The following is a 21203-nucleotide window of genomic DNA, read 5'->3' on the forward strand; positions in this document are numbered from 1 at the left end:
GGATAGTTTATGTTAATACTTAAAATGATGATTGAGAAAGAAGCGAATAAGCCTCGTGATGTGGCTTATTTGAATTTAGCTGCCGCTTCCTCAATAGGCAATCCAGCCTTGTAGTTTTCAATGTATGCATTAAAACCGGCTACATCTTCGGGTACGGGAGATATTTCGACACCGGCGTCACCTACAAATACATTTTCGTCCAGGAAATCGGCAAGGGATTGTTTTTTTTCATTGTTCACGAGGTAAGAGCCTAACAGGGCAATCCCCCAGGCACCACCTTCACCGGCTGTTTCCATTACGGAAATAGGTGAGTTGATGGCTGCTGCAAGCACTCTCTGGCCTACTCCTTTGGTCTTGAATAATCCGCCGTGTCCTGTAATTCTGTCAACTTTGACTTTCTCTTCGTTGAATAGAATGTCGTTGCCAATCTTGAGCACTCCTACAGAAGCATACAAGTGAGTCCGCATAAAGTTTGCCAGGCTGAACTTATCATTTGCCGAGCGTACGAATAGCGGTCTTCCGTCAGCAATACCCGTTACAGGTTCGCCGGAGATGTAATTGTAGGAGAGAAGACCACCGCAGTCGGCATCACCTGTGAGGGCAATATTGTAGAGCTTGCTGTAAATTTCATCCATATTTACAGGGATGCCCAAAAGTTCCTGGTATTCTTTGAACAGGTTAACCCACGCATTGAGGTCGGACGTACAGTTATTGCAATGTACCATAGCTACAGGACTTCCGTCAGGAGTCGTAACCATGTCAATCATCTCGTATGGCTTCGATAATTCTTTCTCCAATACAATCATAGAGAATGAGGAAGTACCTGCCGATACGTTTCCTGTACGCTGCTTGACGGCATTGGTTGCAACCATGCCAGTTCCTGCGTCTCCTTCCGGCGGACAAACCGGTATTCCTGCCTTCAAATGACCCGATGCATCGAGCATTTTACTTCCTTCCGGAGTGAGGACACCGGCATTTTCACCTGCCGACAATACTTTAGGCAGAATATCTTCCAGCTTCCAGCTATATTCTTTCGGAGCAATCAGATTATCGAACTTAGCCACCATTTCAGCCGAATAGTTATGGGTTGTCGGATCGATAGGGAGCATACCCGATGCGTCACCGATACCCAATACCTTTTCGCCAGTTAGCTGCCAATGCACATAACCTGCAAGGGTTGTCAGGAATTTGATGTCTTTGACATGTGCTTCATTGTCCAGGATAGCCTGATACAAATGTGAAATGCTCCATCTCAGAGGAATGTTGTAGACAAATAGTTCGGACAAGGCTGCCGCTGCTCGACCTGTATTAGTGTTTCTCCAAGTACGGAATGGCACGAGTATTTCTTCTTTTTCATTAAACGGCATATAACCGTGCATCATGGCACTGACACCGATAGCTGCCAGGTTCTCGATTTCCACGTCACCGTATAAGTTCTTAATATTGGAACGAAGGTCGGCATAGCAATCTTGCAAACCTGACCAGATGGCTTCAATGCTATAAGTCCAAAGCCCGTCTACCAACTGGTTCTCCCATGTGTGGCTGCCTTGAGCGATTGGTTTGTTTTCCTGGTCAATCAAAACTGCTTTTATTCGCGTTGAACCGAGTTCTATACCCAGAATGGCTTTGCCTGTCTCGATTGTTGATTTTGCATCTAATTTCATGTTGAAATCAATATTTTAAGGTTTAGCAAAGCGCCTTATTCAGCATGTAATACACCTCGTTCATGCGCAGTTCTTTCTTGAAGCAACTGATAGTAGTATCTTTGTTGATATGTACCATTTCGATGCCTGCAATTTCCGCATAATCTTCCCAGTATTCGGCTGTCAGGTCGTAAGAGAAGCAAGAGTGGTGAGTACCACCTGCCAGAATCCATGCACCTGCACCTACTTCAAGGTTAGGCATCGGAATCCAAAGAGCGGAAGCAACCGGCAACTTAGGCAGCGGTTTCGGCTCAATACATTCTACGTCGTTTACAATCAGACGGAAACGGTTGCCCATATCTACTATCGTAGCGGTGCAGCCTGTACCTACTTTTGAGGTAAATACAAGACGTGCAGTCTGGCTCTTACGAATACCAATACCGAGGAAGTGTACTTCCAGACGAGGTTTGTTGGCAGCGATAAGCGGGCAGATTTCCAACATGTGTGATTGCAGGATAGAACTGTTGGCGCCGTCGAAGTTCAGTGTATAATCTTCAAGGAATGAGCAGCCTTTCGGAAGTCCTTGGTTCATTACCCATACAGTACGGTAAAGAGCGGCTGATTTCCAGTCGCCTTCGGCACCGAATCCGTAGCCTTCCGCCATCAGGCGTTGGGAAGCTAATCCCGGAATCTGGTCAAAACCATTGTGTTCGATGTCGCCCAAATCGTCGAAGTTGGTAGTGAATCCTTTAGCGCCTTTAGCTTTCAGAATGGCACGGATGGCAAGTTCTGCTTTAGCGGCATTCCATACTTTCTGATAAGCTTCGGTCGATTTGTCTTCTAAAGAAGCATCGTGATCGTATTCCTGGAAGTAGGTAGCTACCAATGTATCTACATCTTCATTCTTGATTTCTTTGTGATATTCCATCAGTTCGCTTACCGGACAGTAGTCTACGTGATAACCCATGCGTTGTTCAGCTTCCACTTTGTCACCATCGGTTACGGCTACATTGTTCATCTGGTCACCAAAGCGGATAATCAGCATATCCTGAGAATCTGCCCAACCAGCGCAAACGCGCATCCAAACGGCAATCTTATGCTGTGTTTCTTCTTCTTTCCAGTAACCTACCACTACTTTGCGGCGGATACGCATACGGGTACAGATGTGTCCGAATTCACGGTCGCCGTGGGCAGACTGGTTAAGGTTCATGAAATCCATGTCCATTGTATCCCAGGGGATTTCCTTGTTGAACTGAGTGTGCAGGTGCAGCAACGGTTTCTTCAGTTGTTGCAAGCCATGAATCCACATTTTGGCAGGAGAGAAAGTATGCATCCAAGTGATGACACCGATACATTTATCATCGTTATTTGCAGCTTTGAAAACAGTTTCCACCTCTTTGGAAGAGTTTGCCGTTCCTTTATATACCACTTTTACAGGAAGTTTGCCGGATTCATTCAGTCCGTTTACCATTTCATTAGAGTGTGCGTCTACTGCGATTACTGCGTCACCTCCGTACAAGAGCTGTGCTCCTGTTACGAACCATACTTCATATTGGTCAAATGCGTTCATATCTTTATTCAATTTTAAGTTGTTAATCTTTCATTATTTATTGTCCGTAATAAGCGTTCGGACCATGTTTGCGGCTGAAATGTTTTTCCACCAGCAGCGGGTTCATTGTCAAGTTCGGATTGACGGCATAAGCAATGCTTGCCATCTTGGCTACCTGCTCCATCACTACAGCATTGTGCACTGCATCATGGGCGTCTTTCCCCCAGGAGAAAGGACCGTGGTTCTTCACCAGAACTCCCGGCGTATGTACGGGATTCAATCCTTCGAAACGTTTCACAATCACATTTCCGGTTTCTAGTTCGTAGGCACCCTTCACTTCCGCTTCCGTCATGTCTGCCGTGCAGGGGATGGCGTCATGGAAATAATCAGCATGGGTCGTTCCGATATTCGGAATGTCACAACCGGCCTGTGCCCAAGCTGTCGCATAAGTAGAGTGGGTGTGTACCACTCCGCCGATTTCCGGGAATGCTTTGTAGAGTACTACATGAGTGGGAGTATCTGAGGAAGGCTTCAGCCGTCCTTCGACGACTTTGCCTTCTAAATCCACTACTACCATATCTTCTGCTTTCATATCATCATAACTTACACCACTGGGCTTGATTACTACCAGCCCGCTTTCACGGTCGATGGCAGAAACATTTCCCCAGGTAAAGATGACTAATCCATGCTTTACCAATTCGAGGTTGGCATGAAACACTTTTTCTTTCAGTTCTTCCAGCATATTGATTATAATTTAAATTTCGGGTCTTTGTGGTAAACTTTGCTGTTAAACTTATACAAGGCTGCACCGCGCTTGGACCCCAGTTTATCTATTTTGTCCGTCTTTTCTACATAGTCCATTCCTGCAACACGCTTGCGGAAATTCCGCTTGTCCATTTCCTCACCGTAGATGGCTTCATATAGGCTTTGCAATTGGGACAAAGTGAAGAGCTTCGGCAATAAATTGAAACCGATTGGCTCGGAAGATGCTTTCTGTTTCATTAACTCCCGTGCTTGTGCCACCATTTCGGGATGGTCGAAAATCAGTTGGGGGAGTTCATTGATATTCACCCAGTAAGCATTGTGTTTCTTTACCAGTTTCCGGTCGTATTCATTGATGTTGATGAGCGCATAGTATGCAACGGAGATTACCCGTTCTCCCGGGTCGCGGTCAACTGCCCCGAAGGTTCCCACCTGTTCCATATACACGTTTTCCAATCCTGTAAGCTCCGCTAGTACACGTTTGGCAGCATCGTCCACGCTTTCATTGTTTTGCACGAACCCTCCCATCAATGACCATTCACCCATTGCCGGTTCAAAATTTCTTTTCAACAACAGCAGGTTTAATTCGCCTTCGTTAAAACCGAAGATAATACAGTCGATACCAAGATAGAAGGTAGGATTCGAGCTATAATAGCTATTCATTATTTTGTTAATATGAGTTTCTATTTAATTACCAGAAATACCAGTAGAATGCACCTGTGATAGCCAGGATAATAATTGTATGGATAATATCCCAGTAATTCCAGCTTGCACGTGTAGCCGCTTTTTGTTCTTTGGTAGCCGTACCGAATACCAGTCCTTGGATTTTTTCGGTCGTCGGGGCTTCTGTTGTCAAGCTGACTACAATTACTACGATGATACAGAACAGGAACATCCATCCGCAGAAGAACAACCAGTTCATATCGTAGAACAAATATTTGAATGTAGAGTCTGCTACTTCGCTGGCATTACTGTAATATACTTTAGCCCCCAAACGGGTTAAACCAATCACCATACCCGAAATCAATCCCCACATACCACCTTGGGCGGAAGTACGTTTCCAGCAGATACCCAATAAAAAAGCTGCGGCAATACCCGGAGCCAGTACAGACTGAACATCCTGCAAATATGTGTAAAGTACATCGCCAACGCTACGCATGATGGGAATCCAAAGAATACCCAAAATTACGATAACAACCGTTGCAATCTGACCGATACCTACCAGTTTCTTTTCTGGCGTTTCCGGTCTGAAACGCTTGTAGAAGTCGATTGTAAACAACATGGCAGATGAGTTAAACAAAGAAGCCAAAGAACTCATCAGAGCGGCAAGAATACCACATACTACCAAACCTTTCACACCGGCAGGAAGTAATTTAGCTACTAATGTCGGGAAAGCTGCATCGGCATTTGCATTGCCGTTCGCGAGCATCGGAAGGAAACCTTCACCACCGGCACCGATATATTTCTGATGTAAAGCAAAAGCAATCATACCCGGAATCAGGAACAGAAATACAGGCAACAGTTTCAGGTAAGCGCCGAAGATAGTACCGCGGCGTGCTTCTGTCTCATTCTTTCCGGAAAGTACACGTTGTACGATAAACTGGTCAGTACACCAGTACCAGAAACCGATAATAGCAGAACCGATCAAAGCACCCAGCCAGGGGAAGTTTGCATCATCATTACTGCGAATGAGGTTAGTCATTGTATCACCGTAATCATTTACGGTTACAGCACCACAAACTCTCATCATTTCGTCCCATCCACCGAGTTCTTTGAAACCAAGCACAAGGATGATTAATGAACCTAACAGAAGGATAGGAGTCTGTAACACAGAAGTGTACAATACCGATTTCATACCACCGAAGATTGTATAAAGTGCAGTCAGGAGTACCAGACCGATTGCTGCAATCCAGAAGAAGTCGATTCCCCAAAGTTCTTTGATGCCGAATACCTGTTGGAATACCAGGCCACCGGCATATACGGTAACAGCCACTTTAGTCAATACGTAACTTACTAAAGAAATTACTGACAAGATGGTACGTGACTGAGGATTATAACGGCGTTCCAGGAATTCAGGCATCGTATATACCATGCTTCGTGTATAGAAAGGAACGAATACCCATCCCAAAATCAAAATCATCCATCCTTGGATTTCCCAGTGTGCCATAGCCATACCGCTGGATGCTCCGGCTCCCGCCAGTCCGATTAAATGTTCCGAACCGATGTTTGATGCAAAGATAGAGGCGCCGATTGCGATCCATGTCGCGTCGCGTCCGCCTAAGAAATAATCTGCCGAGTCATTTTGTTTTTGCTTGACTACCCAGACGATAATACCGATTAGAGCCAAAAAGAAGACTCCAATTACTACCCAATCTAATGCTTCCACAATAAATATGATTTATAAGTTAATATTATTTCTCTACTGAGAATTTAAAAATACATTCGCTGTTGTATGTTTGTCCCGGTTCCAAAACCACTGAAGGCCAGTCTGCCTTGTTGGGACTGTCAGGATAGTGCTGTGTTTCCAGACATACCGAAGCACGTTGGTTGTAGACGATACCTTTCTTGCCGGTTACGGTTCCGTCAAGGAAGTTGCCTGTATAAACCTGGATACCCGGTTCGTTGGTATAGATTTCCAGGGTAATGCCGCTTTCAGGAGAAGTCAGTCTGGCTGCTACCTGAGAAATGTCGCCTTTCGTGTTCAGTACCCAGTTATGGTCATATCCGTTTCCGTTCTTCAACTGGACGAAATCGTAGTTGTTGATTTCCTGTCCTACTGCTTTTGGAGTGGTGAAGTCCATAGGAGTGTCTTTTACCGGGGCTATTTCGCCTGTTGTCATAAAGGTACTGTCTACTGGAGTGTAGTAGTCTGCGTTTACATACATGATATTATCAGTTGAAGCTTTTGACGGATTACCTGCCAGGTTGAAGTAAGAGTGGTTGGTCATGTTGATAATCGTCTTTTTATCAGTAGTAGCGCTATATTTAATGTCGATAGCGTTGTCTTCGGTCAGTTGGTAAGTCACTTTAGCTGTAACATTGCCCGGGAAGTTTTCGTCACCATCGGGTGAAATACGGGTCAGTTCCAATGTCATAGGGTCAATAAGGTTGGCCTCATAAACCTGATATTGCCAGCCTTTCGGACCGCCGTGCAGACAGTGGCCGAAATTATTTTGCGGCAACTGGATAGTGTCACCGTCTAAGACAAAACGTCCCTGATTGATACGGTTGGCATAACGTCCGATAGAAGCGCCGAAATCGCTTGGTACATTAATATAATCAGCAATGCTGTCAAAACCTAAAACTACATCCTGCATCTTTCCGTTTTTGTCCGGCACCATGATAGACACGATGCGTCCCCCGAAGTTAGTGATGCATACTTCCATACCTGCCTTATTCTTTAATGTATAAAGATTCGTTTGGGCATTGTTCACTTCTGTTTGAAAATTTACCGGGTCAAGACCGGATAAAGTCAGCTCGGAAGCCGGCTTGTTGTTGCATGCTGACAGCATCAGCGCTACAATTCCTGCAAGTAGAAAATGTTTTTTCATGGCTTTATTTTTTTATGTAAATGAGATTCTTATCTTAATTTGGGTGTAAAAGTAACACTTTAGTTTGGTGTGTCAAATACACTCTTATATGTTATGCAGCATAAAAGAGAAAAAACTGCTTCCGGTTATCAAAATTCCGGAAGCAGTTTCTTGAAGATTATCAATGAGCGTTTAGTGGATTTTCTTTCCCCAATAAGTCTTTTGTGTACCATGGGCAGCATAAACGATGGTATGTGTCCTGGGAGTTGTTTCCCAGTCTACTTCGCGTTGCAGGTAAAGTACGACTCCGGTGCTTGTGGTTATTGTTTGGGTAGCTTCATCAAATGTCCATGTGGCACTTTTCCAGCTACCGGAAGTTATTTTATGAGTACTGAGGTCATAAGTCATTGTCTCAGAAGTTTTTTGGTTGCCTGTATTGGTTGTTAATGCTAAATGTTCCCAATCTCCTGCTATTTCAGCTTCTGTGATAGGCACTTGTGGCACTGCTCCGTATCTTTCGGGCATAACGAGAGGCCAACCATTGACATCCCAACGGATACTGCGGACATGTCCCATCATGATAGCGTTTGAGTATTCATTGCCACCTACATTCACAGGAAAACGCCCTTGAGAGGCATAATACCAGTTGTCTTCTCCATCATCGAATATACCACAGTGAGAGATACCTACCCAACCGTAGCTATTATTGAACTTGTAAGGGGCAGTCAGTATCGGATATAGTTCACTGTTACCCATGGCAGAGTTTCCGTCTATATCTACATAAGGTCCGTCAATGTTGGCAGAACGGCAAACACGTGTGTTGTATTCTACTGATAATGTGCCATAAGCCAGGAAAAGATAATAATAACCGTTGCGATAAATAATTTCCGGTCCTTCAGATGCTTGCCAGCGGCTGCTACCACGTTTGGCTATGATTTTTCCATAGCCGGAGTTATCATCTCCCGTAATATTCCAAGGTTTGCCTAAAGCATTTAGTGGCTTGCCATCTTCCGGATTTAGTTGCAAAGCAGCGATACCACTATGCCATGAACCATAGATCAACCAATGTTCATTATTGGTAGTTATAATATAGGTAGGGTCGATTGCATTGATTTTAAAATATGCATTCCAATCGCCCGTACTGCTACGTCCGTAATCCGTCATTCCTTTGTCACTGGCTGAACATACTACATAACCTTTATCTTCCCATATATTGCTTGCCGGATCGGAAGTTTCCATTAATCCGATAAAGGCACGTTCTGTCCATGAATTGTCGAAGTTTCCATTGTTTTCAATTTCCGGCTTACCGGTTTTGATATAGTTGGTTATAACGATAGAGTAATACATACGATACTTGCCTGTGGATACTTTTCGTGCCACCGGTGCCCAATATCCGTAAGAAGGATTGTCAATTGGCTCTAAACCCATTTCCTGTCGATATGCGTTTAGTTTTTCTTTAATCCATGCCGGGGGAGTTTCGCTCATGGTTGCTCCGAGGTATTCCCAGTTGACTAGGTCCTTGGAACGACGTGCATGGAAGTGTCCGTTTCCACTGTGTGCATTTCCATAGGAGGCGTCTGTTTGATACATATAATAATATCCGTCATCCGCTTTCATCACTGTGGGGTCATGAACGTTGGCTAGGTTCCATTGATTGCGGTTGCTCCAGGCAGCTATGTCCACGTAGTTGTCCTCATAGGCGGGTGCTACGTAGTTTTGGAGCTGTTCGTCAAGACTTTGGCTTTCTGTGGTTGCAGTGAACGCATCCGAGTAGGTATAACGGCTGTTACCGTAGACATAAGCACGGATATAGTAAGAGGTATTGCCTGTCAAGCCGGAAATCGTGGCACTGAAATTCTCGTCGGCCTCTACTATGTTATCTTTGATGGTTGGATTCTGAGCATTGACGCTGTAGCAAAAGCCTTTCTTGACTATCTGGTCGATATTGCCGGTGGCCGATGCAGTGACAGTCAGCGAGGTACCTGTGGTTGCAGTGACTTGGGCGGTGGCTATGGTTATACCGCTGTTTCTATCGTATTCGATATTGTCCAACCCGTCGGAGCAAGCTGCAAAAGCAAGGACAGTCAGCAGGGACATGAAGAATAATGTTATTTTTTTCATTTGATATGGATGATAAAATGATTTAATTGTGAACCTCTCTTATTCTTATTCATTGAAGACGAGATGACAGCCGTCCACGGTCAGTGCGAAGTGCAGGTCGTCGGGGTTCACTGTATTGATACCTAAATAATATTGAGTGGAAGTTGTACCTGTAGTACCCTCCATCACTGCTTGAACATCGGCGGTGCTATTACCGCAGTTGGTCACGTAGACCGTGACCTTGGCTCCATTCATGCCGGCAAGCCAGGTGTTCAAGTCGCCTTGTGTTCCGCTGTGAACGCAGGCATCATATCCGTTGCCCATTCCCCAGTTGTCAGCGCGAACAAATGCGTATTCGTCAATATAATTGGCCTTACGGAGAACCACAACGAAGTTGTTCCAGAAGTTAGCTAGATTGCTGTAGTTGGTGAAGGTGATAGACTTTGTCTCGCCCATAGGTATGCTGAAATAGTCTGAGAAAGCTGCCCCGAAGCCCGTTGAGTTATCTTCGGCTCCTACCATATTGGCTGTGTTTCTCACTTCAGAAACTGTAGATTCGAAGACGGTAACCTCTACTGTTGCGGTGACTTCTTCTCCAGCGGTAATGGTAACGCTCTGAGAACCGGCCTTCGCGGGAACGGCAGAGAAGCTGAGTCTCGCGTTGTCAACGGTTCTTGTACTTCCATCGGTGTAAGTTGCCGTAACCACCAGACCTGTCGGGTCGAAGACCATTGTCCGGTCCGTCAGGCTCGCGGTAGCTGCCGAAGTATAATAATAGTATCGCGTGTGCGAGGGTGGGGTAGTCACCTCGATGGATGCAATCTTTTCCACGGCTTCAAAGGTAGTACTAGCCATAATCGGCTTATCACAATTCTCACCCTTAAAGGTCTTATTGTAGATGGCCACAAGAGTTTTCACACCCGGTTGTTCCATATCGGGGATGGCAGAGAATGTGAGTTCGGCAGCCGGTACGGTTTTGGTCACTCCCTCTTCAAAGGTAATGATGGCCGAGACATCAGCCATTGCCTCTTCAAGCGGAGTACCTACGTTGACTTGATCGGGTATGTCTTGCAGTACCATCGATACAGGATTCTTGTCTTCGGCAGACGTAAGGCCGCCAATAGGGACGATGTTGGTTTGCAAGAAGTCGATGTAAGAGCCTTCGGTAACCAAGAAGCAGCGGATATTGGCGTTGTTTGCATCGGTGTTAAGATTTTCTTCCTTGTATGGTTGCTTGTAAATTTTAGTCACCTCGCTGTTGGTTATCTTTACAGTGAAAGCATTTTCGCTGGTGCGATCTACGGTAAGTGTCACCTTACCGCCCAGTTTCTGTACATTGGCATCTATGTTGCTTTCGTCGGGACTGAAAATCAACGTGCTCGAGATGTATTGCCTATCGATATAATCGCCCCACTCGGAATTGAGGGCGGCTGCGAAGTCAAAGCGGATAGCTCCGTATTCAGTGTATCCTGTACCTCCACGATCTGCATCGTTGGTGATTACAAGGACAAAGTTCTTGTAATACGTGTTATCGGTCGGGTTGATGTGGAGGTTGAACACCGCATTCCACTTTTCGCCATCGGGTACTACGTAATACTTGGAGAAAGCAGCCCACCAACTGGAGGTGAAATCTGTATTTCCGATGGTGTACACATCTTCTTGCATGCCTTCAAGCACCTCCTCTTCCGGTTGTTTCTTCGAATCTTCAATTTCCTGTATCTTATCGGAAATCCAGTCGGGGGCGTTTACGTCATAAAGTTCGCCATCCGTACAGCTTGTCAATGCCAGTAACCCAAAGGTTAAGGAATAGCAAGCGTATGCTATTTTCTTTACTAATCTCATTGTCTTAATTTTTAATAGGTAATGGGTTGAACCCTCTTCTAAGTTTATTTACTTGTTTAAATTTACAACCGGACGCACTTTACACCCGCTTTCCCGGAAGTAAGTGGAGTTATCTGTACTATAGTTGGCAGAGTTGCCTTTCAGATTCGGATTGTTGTTCATCAACTGCTGCACGATAGGCAGGAACTCGTGTCCAGATATGTAGGTGTCGAAAGTGCTCTTCAGTTCAGGGTCGTTTGCTATATCGCTGTAGTTCACAGGATCCTTTACTCCCACTGTAGAGCGGCGTACCGTGCCGTGTTCCTTGAGTTGCTGCAAACGGTCGCTGTCATAGAAGAAGCCCCAGCGGATAAGGTCGAAGCCTCGGCCAAATTCGCAGCCGAACTCCTTAGGACGTTCCACATTGGCTATCTGTTCAAAGAGTTTGTCAGCCGTGTCGAAGTCTTTGAGTTTTAAGTCTGCCAGACCGACACGTCCACGCACCTCGTTGATCCAGTCGATAGCTTGCTGTGTGGGACCATTGACTTCGTTTTCGCATTCGGCAGCACGTAGCAGCACATCGGAATAGCGCATCAGGCGGAGGTTAATGCCATCGTGCAATCCTGTAATGATAGTGCTGTACAGACCGGTACGGAGATTTGTGAATTTGGCAATCGGCAGACCACCGTAAGTGTTGTTGGTCACGATATTGTCGGTGGATGTAAGTTTTTGATTATAAGCTACATTGCCAAATTCGAAATCCGCCCAATCGTTTTCGTAGGTTCCAATGGTCCAATAGAGTCTAGGATCGAGTCTGCCATTGGTAGTACGTTCACTTTTGAAGAGCTGATAGAGCCAGGGCGAAGCCGAGATGTCGGCCCAACCGCCATAGTTACCGGGACCAAAGTTGCTCTCAATGGCCGATCCTTGTGTGGCGTTGGGGCTTGTATTTACCGGAGTCCACTCGTCGTCGGTGCCTTGCGATCCATAGTCGAGATACTGCACTTCGAAAAGGCTTTCCGCATTGTTCTCGTATGCCGTACCTTCGCGGAAGTTGTCACCATAGTTGTCCATCAGCCGATAGGTGCCGTATTTCTTGTCAATGATGTCTTTCAGCACCGGAAGTGCATCGCTGTATTTTTGGCGCATCATGAGGGCACGGGCATAATAGCCCGCCGCAGCACCGCAGGTGGCGCGTCCGCCAGCCCATTCACCGCCTTCGTCACGGGAAGGAAGCAATGTCATCGCCTCACGGAAATCTTTTTCCACCTGATCGAGTACGTCGTTGTATGTACTGTTGGTGGTATAAAGTCCGTCCAATGATGAATAGGTGGCATAATCTGTGATGAGAGGTGGATTCTGATAATAACCGACCAAGTTGTAGTATGATAGGCCGCGTAGGAAAAGCACTTGTCCTTTGATGCGTTTCATTTTATCAGAAAGTAGGCTGTTATCCTCACCGCAACGCGAAATGGCGAAGTTGCATACGTTGATGGTATAGTACCATTCCCGCCAAGGCCACCATGTGATGTCTGAGGTGACTTCTGCGTTAAGGTCATCGAAAGGGAGATACCACACTTGTGAAGAGTTCCAGGCTTCATCGCCACGACACACGTCGATGGTATAGCCTACACGGGCATAGGAGCCCTCCATACGGATGTGGTTGTAGGCAGCAATCACGCTTTCCTCCAAATCATTGGCATTGAAGCCGAAAGTACTTGAGGTTTGCTGGTTGGGATTCAACAAATCCATTCTGTCACTGCAAGAAAACAGCGTGCTAAATCCCAAAATGAGAGCAAGTGAATATTTATTTAGTTTCATAAGAAATGTTTTTAGTGTTTGGTACTAGATAGTAACGATTAGAATGTAAAGTGAACGCCACACATGAAAGTGCGTGCAGTAGGATAAGAACAGAAGTTGTATCCCGGGGTGAACGTTCCTCCCGCATAGTCTACATTATAACCGTGATAGCCGGTGAATGTGTGAAGATTCTGTGCTGATACGTATAAGCGTACATCAGATACATATTTGCCAAACCACTCGTTGGGGAGGTTGTAGCCCAATTCTACATTGGCAATCTTCCAATAGGCTGCGTTCTGAATCTTGCGTGAGCTGAAGAGGTCGTTCCAACCCAAGCTGGCACTGTTGGTGACATAGGTGCGTGGCACGTTGGAAAGGTAAGTGCTGCCGTCTTCGCTAAAGCGGTTGGCATCGAGCATACCTACCTCTTTGTTTCCCCATCCGTAGCAAGAGTTAAGCGAGTTGTAGATGTCGTCGCTGACGTGATAGTTCAGCGCACCGAAGGTAGCAATGCTCAAGTCGAAACGCTTGTATTCAAAACGGGCATTAAGACCGAAATGAATCTTAGGCATACCGCTGCCCAGCACCACTTGGTCGTTGGCGTCTATTTTGCCGTCAGGTTTACCGTCCGGTCCGCTTACGTCCTTATAGAGGCAGTCACCAATCTGGGCACCCTCTTGAGTGGCGTGGTTGTCCAAGTCTTCCTGTGTGCGGGCAATGCCCTCATAAGCCCAGCCGTAGAACTGGCCTATTTCTTGACCCACATTGGTAATGTATGCTCCGGAGATGTAAGAGTCGGTACCAAAGCCTAGTGAAGTTACGCGGTTGCGCAATGTGCTGAGGTTGGCCGAAATTTCATACTTGAAGTCACGATCACGGTTACGGTAGGTAGCCGAGAACTCAAAACCGGAGTTGTTCATCGAGGCGGCATTCATCGTAACGGTGGTATTGGATACACCAGCCTGTTCGGGAACAGGGACAGCATATAGCAGGTCTTCGCTGGTATTCTTGTACCATTCGGCTGTGAATTCCAAGCGATTGTTAAACAAGGCAAGGTCGACACCCACGTTGTAGGTCTTCTTTTTCTCCCATGCCAAGTTACTGTCCACGAAAGTGGAAACGGCAGAACCGGTCACTACGTTACCGTTGAAATTGTAAGTCATGTTGTTGCGCGACATGACAGCCTGATACATATACTCGCCGATATTCTCGTTACCGAGTTCACCATAACTGGCACGCACCTTGAACAGGTTTACAACATTTTGGTCGAAGGGGAAGAATTTTTCTTTGTCGAAACGCCAACCCACAGAGACGGAAGGGAAAGTTCCCCAACGGATATTTCTGGTCAGGCGGGAACTGCCATCCCGGCGCACTGTTGCTGAGAATAAGTATCTGTCATCGTAATTGTAATTGATACGACCGATGTAAGAAAGGATTGAATGCTTGTATTCGTAGCTGTTAGAATACGTATCGGAAGCATTCTGGAGCTGTAGGAAATAAGGCTCGGTGAAGTTGATCCCCCATCCGGTCAGCAGGTCGGTATCTTCTTCTTCGTAAGTCTGGCCTGCCAATACGTTAATGTGATGCTTGCCTATCGTGCCATCGTAAGTAATCACGTTCTCTATTAAAGCATCCGAATAGTCGCGCGACCCTTTGGTGAGTCGTTCGTTGCTCTTGGCCAAGTACACACGGTTGCTTTGCACCCATGCAGGAATCCAAGTAAAGTCCTTGCAATGGGTTTTGCTGTAAGAGAGGTTGACTTTATAGTTGAGCTTATGATTTTTGTTGTCAACGCCAATCATTTTGAGGACATCCACATCAGCAGACCCGGTTCCCACGAAACGATCCACGCGAGTGTTGCGTTTCAGCAGGTTATTTACCAGCAACGGGTTGGAAGCGGAGATGTCACCATGCACGGTATCGTAGTATACGCCGTAGCCGTAAGCGTCATAATTGAAGTTGTTGGCGATTCCCACCAAGTTGTCAAGTACCCATGTAGAAGAATCGTATGCCTTGATGGTGGGCTGCATCAGTAAAGTGCCACGCAGCACATTGGTAACATCACCATACAAGCCTTGAACGTATTCGGAAGCATTCGACAAGCCCATGTTGTCTTGGTCGGAGTGGGAGTAAACAAGGCTGGTCTGGAATTTTATGAACTTAGTCTCCATGATGTTGTTGACACGTGCCGTATAACGTTCGTAGTTAGGGCCGGCACCTTCGAGAGTCCCTTTCTGGTTGAAATAGTCTAATGCTATATTATAGGTGTTATGAGCGCCACCTCCGGAGAGGTTCACATTGTGGTTTTGACGGATACCCGTTTTGAATACTTCGTCAAACCAGTTAGTATTGGTGTTATCCTGGAAATGGTATTTTCCGGTTTCGCTGTCAAACTTGTATCCTGTTGGCAACGGAGTGTTGGAGTTTGCGGCCGCCTGACCGATGTACTGGCTGTATTGGTCAGCATTCATTACATCATAGACATCCTTAGGGATATTATCCACACCGAAGTATCCATTGTAATCCACTTTCAGCGGTTGGTCTTTTTGTCCGCGTTTGGTAGTGATGATAATCACACCATTGGCAGCGCGCGAACCGTAGATGGCAGCAGCCGAAGCATCCTTCAGTACTTGGATGGTTTCAATATCGTTTGAGGAGAAATCGCGAATGGAAGTTCCCATGGGAACACCGTCGATAACATAAAGAGGAGAGGTGTCACCGAAAGACCCGACACCACGTATGCGAACGGTAGGATCGGCACCAGGCTGTCCGTCGGAGGTGATTTGCACACCGGAAACCTTACCTTCGAGCATGGTGGAGATGTTGGAGTTTGATGTCTGTTTCAAGGCTTCCGCATCTACCACGGCAACAGAACCGGTTAAGTCGGACTTCTTTTGTGTACCGTAACCTACGACAACCACTTGTTCAAGCATCTTATTATCGGCTTGCAACTGGATGCCTTCAATAATAGCACGATTGCGAACAGCTACTTCACGTTCCTTGAAGCCCACATAGCTTATCAAAAGGGTAGAGTTTCCGGGAACCTCCAGTTGGAAGTTTCCGTTTAAGTCGGTGATGGTTCCGCCTTGTCCATTTTTAACCCTGACAGTAGCCCCTGGCATGGGTTCACCTTGTTCGTCGATAACTTGACCACGAACCTTGATAGTCGGAGACTGTGCCACGGTAGCCATTGCAGGTGTAGGATACACCGATATGCCACCAAAGGTGCACAGACTAAGCATTACGGAAAAAAATAAATGTTTCCTCATTTTTAAAAGTATTAAGGTTGTAAATTTGATGGATTAGATTGTTGTGCAATAGGGGAAAGGTTGAATTCAGCCGATGCTATGCACGATGCGACAGCCATTTTCTTGTCATTCTTCATAATATTAATATTAGATAAACTTAAAAAATGCATGGTTCTTTCCCAAAGGATTGAGCACCAATTGCATGGCAAAAATATGGCATTGATTGTAAATGAGGGTGGACAAACGTGTTTTAGAGGTGGATAAAAGCATTTTAAGTGTAAAAGGAGACAGCTTATTATGTGAAATTATTGTTTTAGGTAAAACTATTCTTCCTTATTAAGTAGTGAACTTGGTGTCGTATTGAAGTATTTGGTGAAGCACCTTGTAAAATATTTCGGATCATTGAACCCGACTTCATAAGATATTTCCGCAATATTCATATTCTTTGATTCCCGATTCTTCAGAATCAGTTCGCGTGCTATATTCAACCGATAATTTCTGATAAACTGTCCGGCAGATTGTCCGATGAGGCTTTGCAGCTTTTTATTCAGCAGACTTTTGCTCACTCCGACCGCTTCGCTAAAATCACTTACCTCAAAATAAGAATTCTTATAATTCTCCTTGATGACCTCCATTACATGATTCAGAAACTTCTTATCTCCGGATTCCTCTTCTATATTTAGTACATCCACATCCATGTTGAGTGTGAATTTTCGCTGATACCGCTTCCTGTTTTCCAAGATATTCTGAATACGTGTCAAGAGCAAAGTCTCATCAAATGGCTTCAGCAGATACTCATCCACTCCCATACGATAACTTTCCAAGCGTGTTTCTTGCGAGGTCTTGGCAGTCAGCATCAAGAAAGGTATGTGTGAAATGGCAAAAGTATCCTTCACACGGCGGGAGAGCTCAATGCCATCCATTACAGGCATCATCAAGTCACTGATGATAAAATCCACCGGGTTGCTGTAAAGAATATTTATTGCCTCTTCGCCGTTTGATGCCTCTAGCACATTGTACTGTTCACGGAGAATGGAACGGATGTATCCCCGCATATCTACATTGTCTTCTACCACTAGAATCGTCAAAGCTTCTTTCTCTTTGGAGGGCTCAGAAGCCGGGACAGGATTGGATGAAGAACCGTTAGAATCAATGATTATTAACTTATCATTCTTTTCTTCTTCCTGTTGCAAGGGGAGGAGAAGGCGGAAAGAACAGCCCGCAAGACGATTGTTACGCACTTTGATTTCTCCACCGTGCATCTGCACGATTCGTTTGCAGAGATAAAGGCCTATACCTGTTCCCGCCTGTCCGTAAACTGGATACTTCACTTGGTTCTGCGATTGATAGAAACGATTGAAAATCCTGTTCAGGTCTTCTTCCGGAATGCCCGGTCCCGTATCTCCGACACATATATATAAAGATTCTTTTCCACTCTTGCCAGATGGTAGTGAAGATATATACAGTGAGACTGTACCTCCATTCGGTGTAAACTTAATTGCATTACTCAACAGATTAGTCACCACTTTACGCATTGCCTCTTCATCATACAGAATCTCCGGTGTTTCCATCCGATAATATCGTTTCAGCACGACATTCCTTTCCCCTGCAAACACTTCGAAAGGAGTGATTAGCGAATCAATGAATTTCAGAAAATTCCCCCGCGTCTTGACAATTTCCAGTTTGCCGGATTCCACTTTGCGAAAGTCCATCAACTGATTGACCAGAGACAACAGATATTTCGAATTGCGCTCTACGAAATGAAGTTGTTCAATCACCTGTGGATTATAACTCAACTTCAATGCACGTTCAATAGGCCCGATAATCAACGTAATCGGCGTTCGGAACTCATGTGTGATATTCGTAAAGAAAGAAATCTTATCAAGCGTCAGCTCCTGCACTTTGCGCGACATTCGGACCAACTGTGCTTTCTGCTTCGTAATTTTCTCGTTCTGTTGGGTCAGCATCCGGTTCTGCCGTGATAGTTCTTCAGTCTGATTTTCCAACAAATGTTTCTGTTGCTCCAGTTCGTGCGTGCGTTCTTCCACCGTGCGATGCAAATACTCCTTCTGCCGTTTCAGCGTACGAATTCTCCATTGGTAAAATTGCCATATAATCACAAGCACGAGAATGATGATCAATAGAATAAACCATACAGTCTTATAAAAGTAAGGAACAATTGTGATGTTCAACTCTGTTACATTTTCCCCTTCATTTTCCCTGTCAGGGGTATATCTTACCTGCAGTGTATAATTTCCCGGAGGCAAATTTGTATAACTGGCAAAACGGCGATTGCCGGGCACATGCACCCATTTATCGTCAAATCCGAGCAGCCGGTAGCTGTAAACAGCCGTACTGCTCGCTTCAAAATTGAGTGCTGAAAATTCTAAAGAAAACGATTTCTCCTTCTCGTGCAGCCGTAACTCATTAGTGATAGCAATATCTTCCGGCAAATATTCGTTTCCCGGAAAAATCTCTTCATTGCCAATTCTCAAGCGTGTGAAACGAACTTTGGCGGCAGGAAGAGAAATGGCGGGACGATTGCTCTCGATGGCCACCAATCCGCCTACGCTGCCGAAATAAAGTAAATCTTGTCCCGAACGTGCCGAACGGCAAGAGGCGTTCCAGTAAAACTGAGTGTCAATCAACCCATCCTGAGAAGTATAATTGATAAAGCGATTCTCTTCCGGATGATAGCAGGAAAGGCCATTATTTGTCCCAATCCAAAGATGACCTTCGCTGTCCTCCAATATACCGCGTACACTACTGTTGGGTAACCCTTGAGAAGTACTGTAAGATACGAATATTTCCTTACCCTGTTTGTCTATTGTCCGTTTGTAAATACCGTATCCGTTACTTCCCAGCCACAGAGTACCATCTTTGGTTTCAAAGAAACAGGTGATTTTTTCAATCAGACGTGAGTCGGGATCATCCAGTTTAAATTTCAGATGCCTGTGCTGAAACTCCCCTGTGGATGTGCGTGAGTGGAGATCGATGATGTACACACCTTCCATGCATCCTATCCAGAGTTTCCCGTGTTTATCAATGATAGAACCGATGCAGCCGTGAATGTTCTCTGCCACTTTGTTTGCCAGGGGAGCACAGATTTTTCCGGTAGCTATCTCGTAAAAATAAAGTCCTTGATTGGCTCCTATCCATATACCATTATTTATAGGGTCGTATGTCAGCGAACCGATAAAGTCGATTGGAAATCCTCCGTTTGTCTGAGAAGAAATAACTTTCAGCACTTGTCGGGGAGCTTTCAAGTCAAGCAAATTGATACCTCCGCCCCAGGTTCCTATCCATAGATGGTCGTCTTGATCGGCTGTCAATGCACTGACAGAATTATGGCTCAGTCCCTCGCCTTCACGGGTGAAATGAGTAAATTGCTCGTTGTCATGTTCTTTCCGGTTCAGTCCGCCTTCTACGGTGCCTACCCATAATGTGCCGTAAATATCTTCATATACGGCATTCACCGGATTGTAGGACAAACTTGACGGGTTTTCTTTGTCGTGTTTATAGTTACGCATTGATAACCGTCTTGGACTCAGCATATTGATGCCGCCGGTTTCTGTTCCGAACCAGATATGATCCTCTTCAGATAGTATGTCATTGATAAAGTTACTGTTCAGCAGATTGGAACTTCCATTTTGAAGGCCATAGGATGCGATGCGCTCAAAGTCATCGGTCATTGGGTTATAGATGTTCACACCGCACAAAGTGGCAATAATCAATTGTTTATCATTTGTGATAGCCAGGTCGGTCAGATAGTTTTGTGAAAGCGAACGGGGATTAATCGGATCGTGTTCATACCGTTTGACGACGTTCCCGTTTTTATTATATCGGAACAGCCCCCGGTCAGTAGAAACCCATACCTCGTTTTCCTTCATTAGAAAATCGGATATATAGGTCCCGGGCTCGAATTTCAGGCATTCGGCGATGGGGATGGCTGTCAGTTTTCCTTGTGGGTCCCAATCCACTTTAAGTATTTCACCATTGATTCCCGCCCATATTTTACCGTCCTCGTCAATATCCTGAAGAGCGATATTCGGTCCGTTCAAGGGAACGGAAACGAGGGTGGAAACAGATTTTACTTCTCCTTTTTCGTTAAATTCAATACGATTGAGCTTATTGGCGCAGTGTAACCAGATGCAACCTTTAGAATCTTTCATGACGTGTGTAGCCGGCTGGTTCAAGATGTTTTTCAATACCCCTTTGGCATCTCGCGGCAAGGTCGGTCTCAGGTTGGTGAGGTCAATGATGTCCGTTCCTCCTTCCGACACCATCCAAAGTCTTTGAAATGAATCTTCGCATACATTAATAATAAAGTTGCTTTTCAGCTTGCAATGAGGGGTATTGGGATTGTAATTCACAAACTCATAGCCATCGTAGCGCGAAACTCCGCCTCCGGCAGTTGAAATCCATAGAAATCCACGGCTGTCCTTATATAAGTCATCTATGAAATTGTGGGGCAATCCGTTGTTCATTGTCACGTATGTGATGTTGTAGCGGTCGGCGAACCGTTCTTGTGCATGTACGTTCTTCCGGCCGGCAAAAAACAGAATATTATAGATTATAAGGAGTACGAATAGGTGTTTTTTCATGCGAGTACGTATTAATAAGAGCAAAGTTAAAAGATAATCTCAAATCGCAAAAGCGAAACGGGCTTCTTTTTGGCAGAATACAGGATTGTCCACCAATCGTGTTCGTATGTCCACCTTCAATAGGTGAAACAGGCCGTATTTTTGTA

11 protein-coding genes are annotated in these 21203 nt (G+C 45.3%); all 11 read right to left on the bottom strand.

What is annotated here, in order from left to right; all coding sequences use genetic code 11:
• Positions 1-65: 65 nt before the first annotated feature.
• A complete protein-coding gene (locus tag NSB03_RS07070; RefSeq protein ID WP_024986646.1) occupies positions 66-1664 on the bottom strand; it encodes a xylulokinase in 1599 nt (532 codons plus the stop codon).
• Between the two features lie 22 nt (positions 1665-1686).
• Positions 1687-3213 (bottom strand): L-arabinose isomerase, encoded by a 1527-nt coding sequence (gene araA, locus NSB03_RS07075; RefSeq protein WP_024986647.1) that lies wholly within the window; start codon positions 3211-3213, stop codon positions 1687-1689.
• A 37-nt stretch (positions 3214-3250) separates the two neighbouring features.
• On the bottom strand, positions 3251-3934 hold the full coding sequence (locus NSB03_RS07080; protein WP_024986648.1) for an L-ribulose-5-phosphate 4-epimerase: 684 nt from the start codon (positions 3932-3934) through the stop codon (positions 3251-3253).
• Between the two features lie 5 nt (positions 3935-3939).
• Positions 3940-4617, bottom strand: coding sequence for an NUDIX hydrolase (locus tag NSB03_RS07085; protein WP_065538355.1), 678 nt, complete (start codon positions 4615-4617; stop codon positions 3940-3942).
• 28 nt (positions 4618-4645) lie between these two features.
• Positions 4646-6340, bottom strand: a complete 1695-nt coding sequence (locus NSB03_RS07090) for a sodium:solute symporter (protein WP_135036166.1) — start codon at positions 6338-6340, stop codon at positions 4646-4648.
• Positions 6341-6365: 25 nt separating this feature from the next.
• The gene (locus NSB03_RS07095; protein WP_024986649.1) at positions 6366-7505 is read right to left on the bottom strand and encodes an aldose epimerase family protein; all 1140 of its coding nucleotides are present in this window, start codon (positions 7503-7505) and stop codon (positions 6366-6368) included.
• A 171-nt stretch (positions 7506-7676) separates the two neighbouring features.
• Positions 7677-9605, bottom strand: a complete 1929-nt coding sequence (locus NSB03_RS07100; RefSeq protein WP_024986650.1) for an arabinan endo-1,5-alpha-L-arabinosidase — start codon at positions 9603-9605, stop codon at positions 7677-7679.
• Positions 9606-9650: 45 nt separating this feature from the next.
• Positions 9651-11426: a bacterial Ig-like domain-containing protein gene (locus NSB03_RS07105; RefSeq protein ID WP_135036169.1), complete on the bottom strand. Its 1776-nt coding sequence runs from the start codon at positions 11424-11426 to the stop codon at positions 9651-9653.
• Between the two features lie 48 nt (positions 11427-11474).
• A complete protein-coding gene (locus NSB03_RS07110; protein ID WP_135036172.1) occupies positions 11475-13226 on the bottom strand; it encodes a RagB/SusD family nutrient uptake outer membrane protein in 1752 nt (583 codons plus the stop codon).
• A 38-nt stretch (positions 13227-13264) separates the two neighbouring features.
• Positions 13265-16474: a SusC/RagA family TonB-linked outer membrane protein gene (locus tag NSB03_RS07115; protein WP_135036175.1), complete on the bottom strand. Its 3210-nt coding sequence runs from the start codon at positions 16472-16474 to the stop codon at positions 13265-13267.
• 302 nt (positions 16475-16776) lie between these two features.
• Positions 16777-21057: a hybrid sensor histidine kinase/response regulator transcription factor gene (locus NSB03_RS07120; protein WP_257466298.1), complete on the bottom strand. Its 4281-nt coding sequence runs from the start codon at positions 21055-21057 to the stop codon at positions 16777-16779.
• Positions 21058-21203 lie beyond the last annotated feature (146 nt).

Source organism: Bacteroides acidifaciens, from assembly GCF_024623065.1.
GTDB classification, from domain to species: domain Bacteria; phylum Bacteroidota; class Bacteroidia; order Bacteroidales; family Bacteroidaceae; genus Bacteroides; species Bacteroides acidifaciens.

Bases quoted from the DNA above. Each gene is read 5' to 3' on its own strand.
- NSB03_RS07095 (WP_024986649.1), bottom strand. From the start codon at position 7,505: ATGAAAAAACATTTTCTACTTGCAGGAATTGTAGCGCTGATGCTGTCA.
- NSB03_RS07100 (WP_024986650.1), bottom strand. From the start codon at position 9,605: ATGAAAAAAATAACATTATTCTTCATGTCCCTGCTGACTGTCCTTGCT.
- NSB03_RS07080 (WP_024986648.1), bottom strand. From the start codon at position 3,934: ATGCTGGAAGAACTGAAAGAAAAAGTGTTTCATGCCAACCTCGAATTG.
- araA (WP_024986647.1), bottom strand. From the start codon at position 3,213: ATGAACGCATTTGACCAATATGAAGTATGGTTCGTAACAGGAGCACAG.
- NSB03_RS07085 (WP_065538355.1), bottom strand. From the start codon at position 4,617: ATGAATAGCTATTATAGCTCGAATCCTACCTTCTATCTTGGTATCGAC.
- NSB03_RS07070 (WP_024986646.1), bottom strand. From the start codon at position 1,664: ATGAAATTAGATGCAAAATCAACAATCGAGACAGGCAAAGCCATTCTG.
- NSB03_RS07115 (WP_135036175.1), bottom strand. From the start codon at position 16,474: ATGAGGAAACATTTATTTTTTTCCGTAATGCTTAGTCTGTGCACCTTT.
- NSB03_RS07105 (WP_135036169.1), bottom strand. From the start codon at position 11,426: ATGAGATTAGTAAAGAAAATAGCATACGCTTGCTATTCCTTAACCTTT.
- NSB03_RS07120 (WP_257466298.1), bottom strand. From the start codon at position 21,057: ATGAAAAAACACCTATTCGTACTCCTTATAATCTATAATATTCTGTTT.
- NSB03_RS07110 (WP_135036172.1), bottom strand. From the start codon at position 13,226: ATGAAACTAAATAAATATTCACTTGCTCTCATTTTGGGATTTAGCACG.